At 71.5% G+C, this 13957-nt stretch carries 15 protein-coding genes; 8 read left to right on the top strand and 7 right to left on the bottom strand.

Going from position 1 to position 13957, the window contains the following annotated elements; all coding sequences use genetic code 11:
* Positions 1–178: 178 nt before the first annotated feature.
* Together ACWGJ2_RS25370 and ACWGJ2_RS25365 are read left to right on the top strand one after the other, a co-directional pair.
* Positions 179–901, top strand: coding sequence for a dienelactone hydrolase family protein (locus ACWGJ2_RS25370; protein ID WP_453348518.1), 723 nt, complete (start codon positions 179–181; stop codon positions 899–901).
* A 121-nt stretch (positions 902–1022) separates the two neighbouring features.
* Positions 1023–1310 carry a hypothetical protein gene (locus ACWGJ2_RS25365; RefSeq protein WP_453348517.1) on the top strand — a complete coding sequence of 96 codons (288 nt, stop codon included), beginning with the start codon at positions 1023–1025 and terminating at the stop codon, positions 1308–1310.
* A gap of 82 nt (positions 1311–1392) precedes the next feature.
* On the opposite strand, the gene ACWGJ2_RS25360 is transcribed toward ACWGJ2_RS25365, so the two are convergent.
* Together ACWGJ2_RS25360 and ACWGJ2_RS25355 are read right to left on the bottom strand one after the other, a co-directional pair.
* Entirely contained in the window at positions 1393–2112 is a 720-nt protein-coding gene (locus tag ACWGJ2_RS25360; RefSeq protein ID WP_453348516.1) for a hypothetical protein, read from the bottom strand.
* A gap of 543 nt (positions 2113–2655) precedes the next feature.
* Complete coding sequence (locus tag ACWGJ2_RS25355; protein ID WP_453348515.1) at positions 2656–2952, bottom strand: hypothetical protein; 297 nt, start codon at positions 2950–2952, stop codon at positions 2656–2658.
* 193 nt (positions 2953–3145) lie between these two features.
* Here ACWGJ2_RS25355 and ACWGJ2_RS25350 point away from each other — a divergent pair, with 193 nt between their 5' ends.
* The 6 genes from ACWGJ2_RS25350 to ACWGJ2_RS25325 all read left to right on the top strand — a co-directional run bounded on the left by ACWGJ2_RS25350 (position 3146) and on the right by ACWGJ2_RS25325 (position 6192).
* Positions 3146–4402, top strand: coding sequence for a helix-turn-helix domain-containing protein (locus tag ACWGJ2_RS25350; RefSeq protein ID WP_453348514.1), 1257 nt, complete (start codon positions 3146–3148; stop codon positions 4400–4402).
* Between the two features lie 99 nt (positions 4403–4501).
* A complete protein-coding gene (locus ACWGJ2_RS25345; protein WP_453348513.1) occupies positions 4502–4936 on the top strand; it encodes a hypothetical protein in 435 nt (144 codons plus the stop codon).
* A gap of 152 nt (positions 4937–5088) precedes the next feature.
* Positions 5089–5253 carry a hypothetical protein gene (locus ACWGJ2_RS25340; RefSeq protein ID WP_453348512.1) on the top strand — a complete coding sequence of 55 codons (165 nt, stop codon included), beginning with the start codon at positions 5089–5091 and terminating at the stop codon, positions 5251–5253.
* Positions 5250–5492 carry a hypothetical protein gene (locus ACWGJ2_RS25335; protein ID WP_453348511.1) on the top strand — a complete coding sequence of 81 codons (243 nt, stop codon included), beginning with the start codon at positions 5250–5252 and terminating at the stop codon, positions 5490–5492. The genes ACWGJ2_RS25340 and ACWGJ2_RS25335 overlap by 4 nt, the downstream gene beginning before the upstream one ends.
* A complete protein-coding gene (locus tag ACWGJ2_RS25330; protein ID WP_453348510.1) occupies positions 5489–5674 on the top strand; it encodes a hypothetical protein in 186 nt (61 codons plus the stop codon). The genes ACWGJ2_RS25335 and ACWGJ2_RS25330 overlap by 4 nt, the downstream gene beginning before the upstream one ends.
* Before the next feature lie 17 nt (positions 5675–5691).
* Positions 5692–6192, top strand: coding sequence for a hypothetical protein (locus ACWGJ2_RS25325; RefSeq protein ID WP_453348509.1), 501 nt, complete (start codon positions 5692–5694; stop codon positions 6190–6192).
* A gap of 358 nt (positions 6193–6550) precedes the next feature.
* Here the strand turns inward: ACWGJ2_RS25325 and ppdK are convergent, their stop codons facing one another.
* From ppdK to ACWGJ2_RS25300, 5 genes are all read right to left on the bottom strand, one after another.
* Complete coding sequence (gene ppdK / locus ACWGJ2_RS25320; RefSeq protein ID WP_453348508.1) at positions 6551–9313, bottom strand: pyruvate, phosphate dikinase; 2763 nt, start codon at positions 9311–9313, stop codon at positions 6551–6553.
* 400 nt (positions 9314–9713) lie between these two features.
* Complete coding sequence (locus ACWGJ2_RS25315; protein WP_453348507.1) at positions 9714–10643, bottom strand: Gfo/Idh/MocA family protein; 930 nt, start codon at positions 10641–10643, stop codon at positions 9714–9716.
* 39 nt (positions 10644–10682) lie between these two features.
* Positions 10683–11903: an ROK family protein gene (locus ACWGJ2_RS25310; protein WP_453348506.1), complete on the bottom strand. Its 1221-nt coding sequence runs from the start codon at positions 11901–11903 to the stop codon at positions 10683–10685.
* A gap of 73 nt (positions 11904–11976) precedes the next feature.
* The gene (locus ACWGJ2_RS25305) at positions 11977–12903 is read right to left on the bottom strand and encodes a carbohydrate ABC transporter permease (protein WP_453348505.1); all 927 of its coding nucleotides are present in this window, start codon (positions 12901–12903) and stop codon (positions 11977–11979) included.
* Positions 12900–13886, bottom strand: coding sequence for a carbohydrate ABC transporter permease (locus ACWGJ2_RS25300; RefSeq protein ID WP_453348504.1), 987 nt, complete (start codon positions 13884–13886; stop codon positions 12900–12902). The genes ACWGJ2_RS25305 and ACWGJ2_RS25300 overlap by 4 nt, the downstream gene beginning before the upstream one ends.
* Positions 13887–13957: the final 71 nt, after the last annotated feature.

The following is a 13957-nucleotide window of genomic DNA, read 5'->3' as shown; positions in this document are numbered from 1 at the left end:
CAGTGCCAGGAGCGTCGCCTCCCGGCCGCCGTGCGTGCATGTGGAGGACGTCATGGCCCGGCCCCCCCCGGGGGGGGGCCGGCCCCCCGTTAGGTGGGGCGGGCCCCGCCGATCCGCTGCCCGCACCCCTACGCTCGGGGCACGCCCCCTTATCTCCTCCCCGAACCGTGGAGTCACCGTGACCGCTGCGAACCCGAACTCCGGCCAGAACCCCCGCCAGAACGTCACCTTCCCCAGCACCGCTGACGTCGGCACCGCGCACGGTTACCTCGCCCTCCCTCCGTCGGGCCGGGGGCCCGGCGTGGTCGTCATCCAGGAGTGGTGGGGTCTGATGGACCACATCGCGGAGGTCACCGACCGGTTCGCCGAGGCCGGTTTCGTCGCCCTCGCCCCTGACCTCTACGGCGGCCAGGTGGCCCACGACGCCGACGAGGCAGCCCGCCTGATGTCCGAGCTGCCCACCGACGAGGGCGCGCGGCTCCTCTCCGGCGCCGTCGACTACCTCCTCGGCCGCGAGGAGACGACGGGCGGGACCGTGGGCGCGGTCGGCTTCTGCATGGGCGGCGGCTTCGTCCTCGCGCTGGCGGCCCGCGAGCCCCGCGTCTCGGCGGCGGTCCCCTTCTACGGCGTCATCCCGGGCGCCCTCCCCGACTTCTCGGGGCTCAGGGCCGCGGTGGAGGGGCACTACGGCGAGCAGGACCCGACGGTTCCCCTCGCGTCGCTGGACGAGCTGCGCGCCACGATCGAGGCCCAGTCCGGCATCACCCCGGTCTTCCACCTCTACCCGGCGGGCCACGCCTTCTTCAACGACGCGAACCCGGCGACGTACGACGCCCCCTCCGCCGCCACGGCCTGGGCCCGCACCCTCGCCTTCCTCCGCTCCCGGCTCGGCGAGGGCTAGATCCGGGGGCGGACGGGGGGCCGTTCGGGTGCCTTCGGGGCCGTTGCCGTTATCGGCGCCGCGTGGCGGACAACAGCAACGTCACACGACCGACGACAGCCGATGACAGGAGAGACGAACGATGCGCATGCGTATGGTGATCGCCGCAGCCGCCCTCGCGGCGGCGGGCGTAGTGGGCGGCGCGGGCGCGGCGAGCGCCACGGGCTTGGCGGGCGACGACGAGGGCGCGCGCAGCGCGCAGGCCCAGGGCGCGGGGCCGGTCCCCGAGGTCCCGGCGCACGTCACGGGCAAGGCCGAGACCACCCCGGACCGCGCCGCAGAGCACGTCGCCCGCACGACCCCGGCGAAGCGCCCCCACGCCGAGAACATCCAGAACACCTCCCGCCAGAACTTCTCCCGCCCCTCCTGAGCCCCGCTCTCCACGGGCCCCCCGTGCGCGCCCGCCAGCCCCGCTCCACTGCGACGTGGGGCGGGGCGGGCGGCGCATCACGTCACTTCACGTTCCCCGCGAAGACAGCCGTCTCCGACTCGAAGTCCGGAGACACCTCCACCTGAACGTATTTCTCGTCCTTCGGCAGTTCGCACGCGACCGGCGTACTCATCGAACGCCCCGGCCGAAGATGCGCCGTCGGCGTCCCGTCGAGTCCGTTCTCCGAGTCGAAGATCTGCTCGCCCGGCTTGCCGTCGTCCCCGTACACGCAGGCCACCGACATACCCGAGAGGTCCATCATCGTGTCTCCGCCGTTGACGACCTTGACCGTGAAGCGTACGTAGGCCGCGGAGGCGGGCGCGGCGTAGGCGCTGGAAACGCCACGGGAGAAGCCGGTGAGCGAGACCTCGGTGTCGGTCTCGTAGGCGACCGTCTCGGACAGGCCCACGGTGTCGTCGCCGAGGTCCCCGACATCTCCACCGCCGGTGCTCGCTTCGAGGTCCTGTTCGATCTCTTCACCGACCTCGTCGATCAGTTCGTCGACACGCCCGGCTTTGATGCCGACACACGGCTCCTGCTCCGTAACGGCTTCGGGCTCGCCCTCGCTGGTGAGTTCCTCGCGGATGAGGTCCTTGCAGGGCTGTTCGTCCGGGACGGTTTCGGCCGAGGTCGCACGTGCGGCACTGCTGGGCCTGGGCTCGGCCTCGGTGAGCGCTGAGCAAGCAGTGAGCGGCAGTGCGAATGTGACGATCGGCGCGAGAACGACGGTACGGATGTGCATGAGCCCCCCTTGAGTGCGCGTGGGGGTGTCGCGAGTGTGACGCAAGCCACACCTTGTCCGCTACCTTCCCGGCAAAGTCGTGTCAGTGTCCGACGAGGAGCAGGCCCGCTTCATACCCCAGGAGTGACCACGCGCCCGGTGCGCACTCTCTGCTCCGGCCCGGCCGGTCCGGCCGGACCCTCACCTCAAACCAGGAAGGCTCCGCAACTCACTGACCTTCATCAGCCGGGCAAGGCCGAGGTACCCCACCACCATCACAACCGTTCCGGCGGCAAGAGCGACCGCAGGCGGTGAGGGGCGGACCCCGAACAGTCCGGGCCCGCCCCTGCACCCGTGTTCGGCCGTGGCCGCCTGCGCGCGGCTGCTCGGCACGGCACGGCCATGCGCGACCACGCCTCAGCCAGGTTGCGCACCTCTGCGGCGTGCTGGTTCGTGCGCCCTTCTGCCTTCTGGCCCTTCTTCGCCTCCGAGGTGACGGCTTCGCACACTGCCTTGCGTGTGCCTTCCAAGCTCATCCCCGCCTCGGCAGGGTACGGCGGGCCGTCACTCGCAGTTCATGACGACGCTGGCGCGGAATATGTGGCCGAAGTTCGGATCGTCGAATACCTCGAAGATCTGCGGTTGGCCCTCCAGCTCGCAGTGGAACCTGCCATCGCCGCTCGCCGAGTTCTGTGCGTCGTCGATCGCGCCTTGGACCGCCACCTCGGCGGTCAGACCGCGCCCAGCACCGCAGTACTGCGCTGTGCTCGCCATCGCGGGCACGGCGACGGACAGCAACGCCGCCGCCGTCCCGGCCACGAAGAGCGCACCCCGGGTCATCTGTCCAGATGGTCGCTGCATCGTCGATCCCTGCCCCTCGTCGCTCGGATTCGGTTGACCTCTTCACTGGGTACGGACGGAGAAGCACATCCGTTCAGCCGCCTCCGGGCCCGTGTGTCGGCAACCCTGCACAGGTGCCGCCAAGGAAGGCGGGTACGGAACGGCCCAGCGCCATACCCTGGCAGTGTCCAGTCGCGCAGAGAGGGGCAAGGCCGTGTCGTCTGAAGATGTCAGCCCGGACCCGTACGCCGAGCCGCTGGCGTTCGGCCAGCGGATGCAGCTCCTCCGTGAGCGGCGCGGCATACCCCGCACCGTGCTGGCGGGACTTCTCGGCATGTCACCGAGCTGGGTCAAGCAGGTCGAGAACGGGCGCCTCCAAACACCGAAGTTGCCCATGATCCTGCGTATCGCCGAGATCCTCCGCGTGCGCTCGCTCTCCGAACTCACGGGAAACAAGGCCCACGGTGAGCTGACGCTGTTCGTCGGGCCCGGACACGCGCGCCTGCCCGCAGTGGCCGCTGCCGTGAACACGTTCCCGGCCGGGACGGACCGGGCCGCGCCGCCGTCCGCACATCTCGCCGCCCGCCTGGCGAGCGCATGGACAGCCCGCCACGAGGCCAAGAACCACCGGGAAGTCATCGGGAAACTGCTGCCCGACCTGATCCGCGACGCTCAACTCGCGGTACGGCAGGCCGACTCGGCGCTCGATCGCCGGGTGGCGCAGGCGATCCTGTCCGAGGTGTACGCGCTCTCGCAGTTCTTCCTCGCCTACCAGCCCGACAGCAGCCTCCTGTGGCGTGTAGCGGAGCGCGGCATGGTCGCGGCCCAGGAATCCGAGGACCCGCACGCCATCGGCGTCGCCGCATGGCTGACCGCCCAAGCCCACCGCGACGGCGGCGCCACCCACTACGACGCGGCCGACGCGGTCACCCTGGCGACCCTGGCCTACCTGGAACCGCTGCTGCCGGACGCGCCGGACGATGTGCTGGCCATCGTCGGCGCGTTGGAGTTCGAGACCGGGTACACGGCCGCGCGGCGCGGCGACACGGGCACGGCGTGGGGCTGGTGGGACAAGGCCCGCAAGAAGGCCAAGCGCCTCCCCGCTGACTACTACCACCCGGTCACCAGCTTCTCGCGGGCCATCATGGGCGCGCACGCGGTGACGGTAGCGGTCGAACTGCACGCCGGGGGCGAGAGCGTCCGGCAGGCCGCCGCCGCTGACGCGACCACGATCAAGTCCCGGCCGCGCCGCGCTCGGCACCGTATCGAAGAGGCACGCGGCTACCAGCTCGACGGGCAGCCCGAAGCCGCGCTCGCCACACTGGACAAGGCATTCGAGGCGGCGCCCGAGACGATCCGCTACAACGGCTACGCGCGGCGGATCGTGCTGGAGGAGACCGAGGCCAAGAGCCCGGAGCGGCGTCGCCGCGCGGCGGAGCTGGCCGTGAAGATCGGCATGCTGGCCGACTGAGAACCTGTGGAATCGATGGGGCACGATCTGTGCCCCATCGGCTACACCCGCATCCCTACGGTCGGTAGCGCACTGATCACGCCGACAGCAGGGGTCGTCATGGACGCCATCGCAGACCCGCCCACACGCCAGTGGGCCCCGCCCACGGGGATCGCCGCCGAGTTGCTGCCCGCAGGGGTGTTTTGGGATGGGGTGCGGGTGCCCGCATATCTGGGTGACCGGGTGCTGGCGCGGCTCGGCCGTGAGTCGGGGGCGGTGATCCGGGACCCGTACGGGCGTCGCCTCATCTGGCTGGTGCCACCCCGTACGACACAGGGTTGGGCGATTCCCGAGACCACGTGCGTGCAACTGCTGAGCACCGCGCAGCATGTGACGGTTCCGCCTGGCTGGTGTACCCGTTCGGCCTTCACACACTGGGTGCGGGGCTGGGCTGAGTACGGGCTCACCGACGCGCGGTTGCTGTACGTGGTGCTGGACGCGGTGATCCGCGCCGAGCACGGGCCCCGCGAGCACGGGAGCGGGGCCGGGTGGTGAGCGCGCGCTGTGTCCGTTGCCGTCAGCGGCCGGGCGCGGTGGAGATCTACATCGTGTCCGCCGGGGATGCGGCAGGCCCGCGCACTGTTCCGGTGCGGATCTGCGACGAGTGTGCGCGGCGGGCTGCCGAGTGCTGTTTCCGCTGTCGCCGGGTGCCCGGCACGCAGACCGTCCTCGACCTGTACTCCGGCGACGAGCGGGGCGCGAGCCCACAGACACGTACGCGCACCGTCCCCGTGAAAGTCTGCGACGGCTGCGCGGCCGACATCGCCGCCGAGGACGAAGCCCGCACCGCGAGCCCGGAGGCGGCACGGTGACCGGCCGCACGTGCGAGGTGGAGGGCGACGGTCACGTGGGCCCCGTCGTGCGCTACCTGCCCACAGCCCGCTACCTCTGGCACAACCCGGTGTGGCTGTGCCCCGGACACGGCGCCTACCTCCCCCTCGCCGCCATCCGCGCCGAAGTCACCGGGGAGAACGTCGCCCGCGCCATCACCGTCTTCACCGGCGCGGGCAAACGCCCCACCGTCGTCCCGGAGACGCAGGGCCCGCCGTGAGCGGGGTCTGTGGCCGGTGCGGCTGCTGGACCGCCGAGGGACGCATCGTCCAGTGGCACACCCCGGAACAGCCCGTCCTCCTCTGCCCCCTGTGCCCGCCGGGACGGCGCGAGCAGATCGCCTCCATCACCGTCCTCGCCGCACTCATCGTCACCCTCGTCTACGTCACCGCCACCCGCTGACCCCCAGGAGCAGCCCCGTGCCCCGCGACCACACCGTCCTCATCCCCGCCGACCCCGAAGACGTCCTCTACGACCCCCACGGCTGGGCCGACACGGCGGGCTTCCCCGTCGCCGTACTCGACGGCCACGCACCCCACTTCGTCATGCGCCGCATCCAGGACCGCGCCGTACGCCTCATGTACGAACTCCCCCACGGCACCGCCTTCCTCACCAGCTACCCGCGCCCCATGCCACGCGGCCAGGCCATCGAGATCATGGAAGGCAACCTCGCCACCCTCCTCACCGCCCACGCCTGCCACCCCCTCCGCCTCCGCGAAAAAGGCGAACGCATCACCGTCGACGGCACCCCGCGCGACTGCCTCAGCACCCTCCTCGCACCCCGCCACTGGTGGCACGCCCGCCACACCCGCATCGGCAAAGCCCTGGAGCATGAGGGCCGGGCCGTCATCCTCACCGCACCGCTCGTCGGTGGACGCACCCTCCAACTCACCACCGTGCCGCCCAGCCCGGCCCCATAAAGACCCCCGTCCCCTGGGGGAACCGTCGGCAGCGGTCCAGGGGACGGGCCCCGCAGCCCGGTCGTCCGCGTCCCAGCCCCCGTCGCGGACGACCGGGCCAGGCCCCGCGGCGTGTCCACACATCCGCGCCGCGGGGCCCCGCACCGCACAGCCGAGAGGGCGGCACCCCCGCACGGGTGCCGCCCTCTCTATGTGCCGGGCCCGAGCCGCCGCCGGTGAGGGTTGGTGCGCGGCGGGGTGGGCCCGGAGGTGCACCGGCGGCCGGTCAGGGCTGACCGTGACCGGCGCGGCCGGTGAGCCATGGCCGTGGCTGGGAGCCGGAGCCGGAGCCCCCGCCCGTCAGCACGGCATCAAAGGTTCACGCGTCGCGGGCCTCCGACGCCGCCGCGCGGCCTGCCTCCAGGCGCGCTACGGGGATGCGGAAGGGCGAGCAGGAGACGTAGTCGAGCCCCACCTCGTGGAAGAAGTGCACGGAGTCGGGGTCGCCGCCGTGTTCGCCGCAGACGCCGAGCTTCAGGTCGGGCCGCGTGGCCCGCCCCGCCTCCGCCGCGTTGCGGACGAGCGAGCCGACGCCGTCCTTGTCGATGGTCTCGAACGGGGACACCCCGAAGATGCCCTTCTCCAGGTACGCGGTGAAGAAGCTGGCCTCCACGTCGTCGCGGGAGAAGCCCCACACGGTCTGGGTGAGGTCGTTCGTCCCGAAAGAGAAGAAGTCGGCCGACTCGGCGATCTGACCGGCGGTCAGGGCCGCGCGGGGCAGTTCGATCATGGTGCCGAGGGTGAGGTTCAGCTCGACGCCGTGCTCCTTCTCGACGTCCGCGATGACGGCCTCGGCCTCGTCGCGCACGATCTCCAGCTCCTGCACCGTGCCCACGAGCGGAATCATGATCTCCGCGCGCGGGTCGCCCTTGGCCTCCTTGCGCTCGGCCGCTGCCTCGGCGATGGCCCGCACCTGCATCGTGAACAGCCCCGGAATGACCAGCCCGAGCCGCACGCCGCGCAGCCCGAGCATCGGGTTCTGCTCGTGCAGCCGGTGCACGGCCTGGAGGAGCCGCAGGTCGTTCTCGTTGGCGTCGCGGCGGGACTCGGCCAGGGCCACCCGCACCGACAGCTCGGTGATGTCGGGCAGGAACTCGTGCAGCGGCGGGTCCAGCAGCCGTACGGTCACCGGCAGCCCGTCCATCGACTCGAACAGCTCGACGAAGTCGCCCTTCTGGAGCGGCAGCAGCGCCTTCAGCGCCTCCTCGCGCTCGTTCCGCGCGTCGGCGAGGATGAGCCGCTCGACGAGTTCGCGCCGCTCCCCGAGGAACATGTGCTCGGTGCGGCACAGGCCGATGCCCTGGGCGCCGAAGCGCCGGGCGCGCGAGGCGTCCTCGGCGTTGTCGGCGTTGGCCCGTACGCGCAGCCGCCGTACGCGGTCCGCGTAGGCCATGATCCGGTGCACGGCCTTGACCAGCTCGTCGGCGTCGTCGGCGCCCGCGTGCATCCGGCCCTCGAAGTATTCGACGACCGGCGACGGCACGACGGGCACCTCGCCCGCGTAGACCTTCCCCGTCGAGCCGTCGATGGAGACGGTGTCGCCCTCCTCGATCACCAGCCCGCCCGAGGTGGTCATCCGGCGCCGCTTGGTGTCCACCTCCAGCTCCTCGGCGCCGCACACGCACGTCTTGCCCATGCCGCGCGCGACGACGGCGGCGTGCGAGGTCTTGCCGCCGCGGGAGGTGAGGATGCCCTCGGCGGCGAGCATGCCGTCGAGGTCGTCCGGGTTGGTCTCGCGGCGGATGAGGATGACCTTCTCGCCGGAGCGCGACCACTTGATGGCGGTGTACGAGTCGAAGACCGCCTTGCCGACGGCCGCGCCCGGCGAGGCGGCGATGCCCCAGCCGATCTGGTCGGCGCCCTTGACGCCGCCGTTGCTGTCGAAGCGCGGGAACATGAGCTGCGCGAGCTGCGCGCCCGTCACCCGCTGGAGCGCCTCGGCCTCGTCGATCAGGCCCTGGTCGACGAGCTGCGTGGCGATGCGGAAGGCCGCCGCTGCGGTGCGCTTGCCGACGCGCGTCTGGAGCATCCACAGCTTGCCGCGCTCGATGGTGAACTCGATGTCGCACAGGTCCCTGTAGTGCGTCTCCAGGGTCTCCATGATCGTCATCAGCTCGTCGTAGGACTTCTTGTCGAGCTGCTCCAGATCGGCGAGCGGCACGGTGTTGCGGATGCCGGCGACGACGTCCTCGCCCTGCGCGTTCTGGAGGTAGTCGCCGTAGACGCCCTGCTGGCCGCTGGCCGGGTCGCGGGTGAAGGCGACGCCGGTGCCGGAGTCGGGGCCGAGGTTGCCGAAGACCATCGAGCAGATGTTGACGGCCGTGCCCAGGTCGTGCGGGATGCGCTCCTGGCGGCGGTAGAGCTTGGCGCGGTCGCCGTTCCACGAGTCGAAGACCGCCCGTACGGCGAGGTCCATCTGCTCGCGCGGCTCCTGCGGGAACTCCCGCCCCGTCTCCTTGAGCACGATGTCCTTGAACTGCTCGACCAGCGTCTTGAGGTGCGCCGACGTCAGCTCGACGTCCGAGACGGCGCCCTGCCCGCGCTTGGCCTCGTCCAGCGCCTCGGCGAACAGTTCGCCGTCGATGCCCAGCACGGTGTCGCCGAACATCTGGATGAGGCGGCGGTAGGAGTCCCAGGCGAACCGCTCGTCCCCGGACTGCTGCGCGAGGCCGTTGACGGACTCGTCGGAGAGACCGATGTTGAGGACGGTGTCCATCATCCCGGGCATGGAGAACTTCGCGCCGGAGCGGACGGAGACCAGGAGCGGATCGTCGGCCTGGCCGAGCTGCTTGCCCATGCGCTTTTCCAGGGCGCTCAACTGAGCGCTCACCTGGTCGCGCAGCTCCGGGGGCTCGTCCCCGGAGTCGAGGTAGACCTTGCACGCCTCGGTGGTGATGGTGAACCCCGGAGGGACGGGGAGACCGAGGTTGGTCATCTCGGCGAGGTTGGCCCCCTTCCCGCCGAGGAGGTCCTTGAGGTCCTTGTTGCCCTCTGTGAAGTCGTAGACGAGCTTCTGCTGCTCCGCGGCTCCCGCGGCTACCGCGGCTGCATCGCCTGCTGTGTTCTTTGCGTGAACCGGCATCGGACTCGGCTCCTCATGGACGGCTGCCCTGACGGCGGGGAGCGTACCCAGATCAAAGGCTTTGAGGTACGTCCAGCAGCACGTCACACGGCCGTAACCGCCCCGGACCCAATGATCGAAAGTGACGACCGGGTAACCGCGCAGTTGGCTCGCGGTTCACAAGTCGAAGGGAGCGCTCCGCTCTGCTATGACCATATCCGCGACCACTCACGGAGCGTCATCCATCGGTTCGGGTCATGAACCAAGGGTCGGTAAAGTCGCGGCTCGCTCCTAAGAGGTATGCAGCTCACATGTGAGCGCTCATTTGAGCACACCCCTTATCAAGGTGGCGAGAATCACGCGTTCGGCCGTACGCACATCCCACGATCCGGACGGCCGTCTCACGCCCGTAACGGGACATTCACCCCTGGCCGCCGGTCCCGGTTCCGGCCACGGTTCCCGCCCCGGCCCGCACCAGGGCGCGTTCCAGCAGCTCCTGGAGCCGCAGCCCCCGCCGTACGTCGATGTCCGGGCTCCTCCCGGCGCGCACCGCCGTCGCGAACTCGCGCCGCAGCACCGGCCAGCACGCGTCGTGGTCGATCTCCGCCGTGTCGTAGACCAGCTCGCCCTCGGGCCCGAACAGCTCGATCCGGGTACGGGCGCGCGGCAGCGCCACGGCCCCCGACAGCGACGCCTGGCTCACGGCCCCGCCCTCGTGCTCACACGTCAGCTCGATCCAGCGGCGCGGGTCGCCAGTACCGCGCACGGCGACCACCGGACCGACGGCGAGGTCCAGCAGGTCCAGCAGATGCGGCCCCAGATCGAGCAGCGCGCCGTGCTCCAGGCGCCAGGAGGTGGCCTGCTCGCCGCCGAGGAAGGCGCCGTGCAAATAGCAGGAGCGGGCGCCGGTGGCCGTGAACTCCCCGGCCCGCGCCAGGAACGCGCGCGTCTCGGGGTGGTAGCGCTTGGTCAGCACGAGCTGGGTGACGACGCCGTGCGCGAGGGCCGCGTCCGCGACGGTACGGGCCTCGTCCAGACCGGGCCCGAGCGGCTTCTCCAGCAGCAGCGCCTTTCCGGCCCGCGCCGCGCGTGGGGCCAGCTCGGCCTGGACGGCGGGCGGCACGGCGAAGGCGACGGCCTCGCACTGCCCGAGCAGCGCGTCGAACGAGTCCGCGACGGCGGCACCGTAGAGCGCCGCCACCTCGGCCGCGGCCTCGGGCCTGCGCGCCCACACCGACGTCAGGGCGGTCTCGGGCCCGGCGGCGAGCATGCGGGCGTGCATGGTGCGGGCCCAGGGCCCGGCCCCGACGAGGCCGACCCGCACGGGGTCGCCGGTCCACGGCTCGGTCATGGTGCGGCTCCAGAAGGGGACAGGAGAGGTAACAGGGGGTCAGGCGCGGGGAGCGGCGAGGCGTGCGTCGGCGCGGTCAGGGGCGTAGAGGTCCTCGACCACCATGGCCGCGGCCCCCGCCAGCCCGGCCCGGTCGCCGAGCTGCGAGGTGACGACCTGGAGATGCGCGGTCGTACGGGGCATCGCGCGCTGGTACAGCAGCTCCCGCACGCCCGTGAGGAAGGGGGTGCCCGCGAGGTCGCCCGCGATCATCAGCAGCCCGGGGTTGAGCAGCGTCACGACGGTGACCAGCACCTCGCCGACCCTGCGCCCCGCCTCCCTCGCCAGCCGCACCGCGTCCGGCTGGCCGGCGGCGAGGTGGGCGCGCACGTCGGATCCTGAGGCGGTCGGCACGCCCGCCTCGGTGAGCTGACGGGCCAGTGCCCGGCCGCTGGCCACGGCGGCGAGGCAGCCGTAGGAGCCGCACATGCACAGCGCGTCCGCGCAGTCGTGCAGCCGGATGTGGCCGATGTCGCCCGCGCCGCCGTCGATGCCCCGGTACATCTGCCCGTCGACGACGACGCCCGCGCCGATGCCCGTGGAGACCTTCACGAGGAGGAAGGCGGAGCAGTCGGGGTGGCCGTGCCGCTGCTCGGCGTAGGCCATGAGGTTGGCGTCGTTGTCGACGAGTACGGGCACGGGCGCTGGGCCGCCCTCGCCGCCCTCCGCCGTGACGTGTTCCGCGTACGCCTGACGCATCCGCTCGCGCAGCGGATAGCCGTCCCAGCCCGGCATGATCGGCGGCTGGATGACCAGGCCCGAAGCCCAGTCGACGGGTCCGGGGACGGACAGGCCGATGCCGCAGACCCGTTCGGGCGCGGTATCGGCGCGCTTGAGGAGCGTCGCGAACCACTGGCCGAGGCGGTCGAGCACCGCGTCGGGGCCGTCGCCGATCAGCAGCTCGTCCGCGTGCTCGGCGAGCACCGTGCCCGCCAGGTCAAGGACGGCGGCGCTCGCGTGCCGGGTGCCGAGGTCGGCGGCGAGGACGACGGCGTGGGTGGGGTCGAACTCCAGCCGGGTGGAGGGCCGTCCGCCCGTGGACGCCTCGACGGGCCGCGTCGCGCCCTCGCGCAGCCAGCCGGCGGCGAAGAGCTGGTCGAGCCGGTGGCCGACAGTGGAACGGGACAGGCCCGTGGCCTGTTGCAGGGCGCCGCGCGTCGTGGCCCGTCCCTCGCGGATGAGCCGCAGCAGATGGCCCGCGCTGGCCTGGTTGCCGTTCATCTCCTCGTTCCCGCCTCAGCTCTTGTCCCTGTGTCGTGACGGCCGCCGTCCCTTGTGCGCCGCTCCCCGTCCGTCAGCCCTTGTCCGCGCCGCTCGTCAGCCCCTCGGTCAGCAGGCGCTCCGCTGCGAAGAAGAGCAGCACCACGGGCACGGTCAGCACCACCGATCCTGCCATCAGCACGGTCTTGGAGACCTCGACCCCGTTGGAGAGGAGCTGGAGGCCGAGGGAGACCGTCCACTTGTCGGGGGCCGCCGCGAGGAAGAGGAGCGCGAAGAGGAACTCGTTCCACGCGATCATGAAAATGTAGAGCCCGGTGGCCATCAGCGAAGGCAGGGCCAGGGGCAGGACCACCTTGCGCACGGCCTGGAGGCGGGTGCAGCCGTCCAGTGCCGCGGCCTCCTCGATGCTGTAGGGGATGGTGACGAAGTAATTGCGCATCATGTAGATCGACACGGGCACGGTCTGCGCGATGTATACGATCGCCAGCCCCACCAGGCTCCCCTGGAGCCCCATCCGCGCGAACATCACGAAGAGCGGGACGGCGAGCAGCGTCGCGGGGAAGAGGTAGACCGCGAGGAAGAGGGCGCTCACCTGCCGTCCCCCGAAGAACCTCAGCCTGCTGATCGCGTACGCGCCGGGGATCGCCGCGAGCATGGTGAGGACGACGGCGCCCACCGACACCAGCGCGGAGTTGGCGAGCATGCCGAGGAAGCCCTGGCCGCCCTCGGACACCGGGCGCAGCACCTCCTCGTAGGTGGCGAGGGTGAACTCCTCGGCGGAGACCCAGAGCCGTCCCGGGTCGAGCAGCAGCTTGTCGATGGGCTTCACCGACAGCAGCAGCATGTACAGGAAGGGGACGACGGTGATCAGGGCCAGGAAGGCGATCACCACGCGGCGCAGCACGCCGAACAGCCGCTCCTCGAACCGCGCCCGGCTGAACGGGGGCCGGGCGGTCCGGGGCCGGGACGCCCCGCCCGTACGTGCCGTCGCGTCGCTCATCGCTCCTCCTCCTGCGTCCGCTTGGCGAAGAACCTGAAGTAGAGGCCCAGCAGGGCCATGAGGATCACGGCGAGGACCAGGGCCTGGGCCGCCGCCGCGCCCACGTCGAAGCGGGCGGTGAGGAAGTCGTAGACCCGCACGGCCACGACGTCCGTGCCGGAGCCGCCGCCGGTGAGCAGGTAGATGTCGTCGAACTTGTTGAAGGTCATGATGAAGCGCAGCACGCACAGCAGCGCGATCACGGGCATGAGCTGCGGCAGCAGCACGTGCCGGAAGCGCTGGGTGGGCGCGGCCCCGTCGACCTTCGCGGCCTCCTCCAGCGTGTCGGGCACCGCCTGGAGGCGGGCGAGGAGGAAGAGGAAGGCGAAGGGGAAGTAGCGCCAGGTCTCGAAGGCGATGACGGTGAGCAGCGCGAGCGGCACGTCGAAGTGCAGCCCGAGCAGGCTCACCTCGTAGGACCGGGTGGACAGGAAGGCGAGGGGCTGGTCCCAGCCGAGCAGCCGGGTGCCCCACTCGTTGACGATGCCGAACTGGGGGCTGAGCGCCACCTCCCACACGAAGGCGACGGCGACGACGGGCGCGACGTACGGCAGCAGCATCGACGCACGCAGCAGCCCGCGCCCCCGGAAGGGCTTGCGCAGGGCGAGCGCGGCGACGAGGCCGAGGAGGACGGAGCCCGCGGTGGAGCCGACGGTGTAGACGAGCGTGGTCCACAGGCTGGACCAGAAGCCGGGCGAGCCGAAGACCTTGCCGAAGTTGTCCAGGGACCAGTTGCCGAGCAGGCCCATGCCCTGGATGTCGACGAGCTTGGCGTGCTGGAAGGCCAGCAGCACCGTCCACAGGATGGGCAGCACGACGACGACCAGGACCACGACGAAGGTCGGGGTGACGAAGGCGAGCCCGGCGCGGTTCTCGCGGGCACTGGCGGTGAGGTCCCGGCGGGGGCGGCGGGAGCGGGGGCCGGGGCGGGAGGGCGGGGGCATGGGGGCGGTTCCTCGGTCGTCGGGCTCAGTGCGGTTCTCCGGCCCGGGACGCGCTGCCGACCCGATGCGTG

It is taken from the genome of Streptomyces sp. NPDC054796, from assembly GCF_053611545.1.
This window is presented reverse-complemented; position numbering and strand designations above follow the sequence as displayed.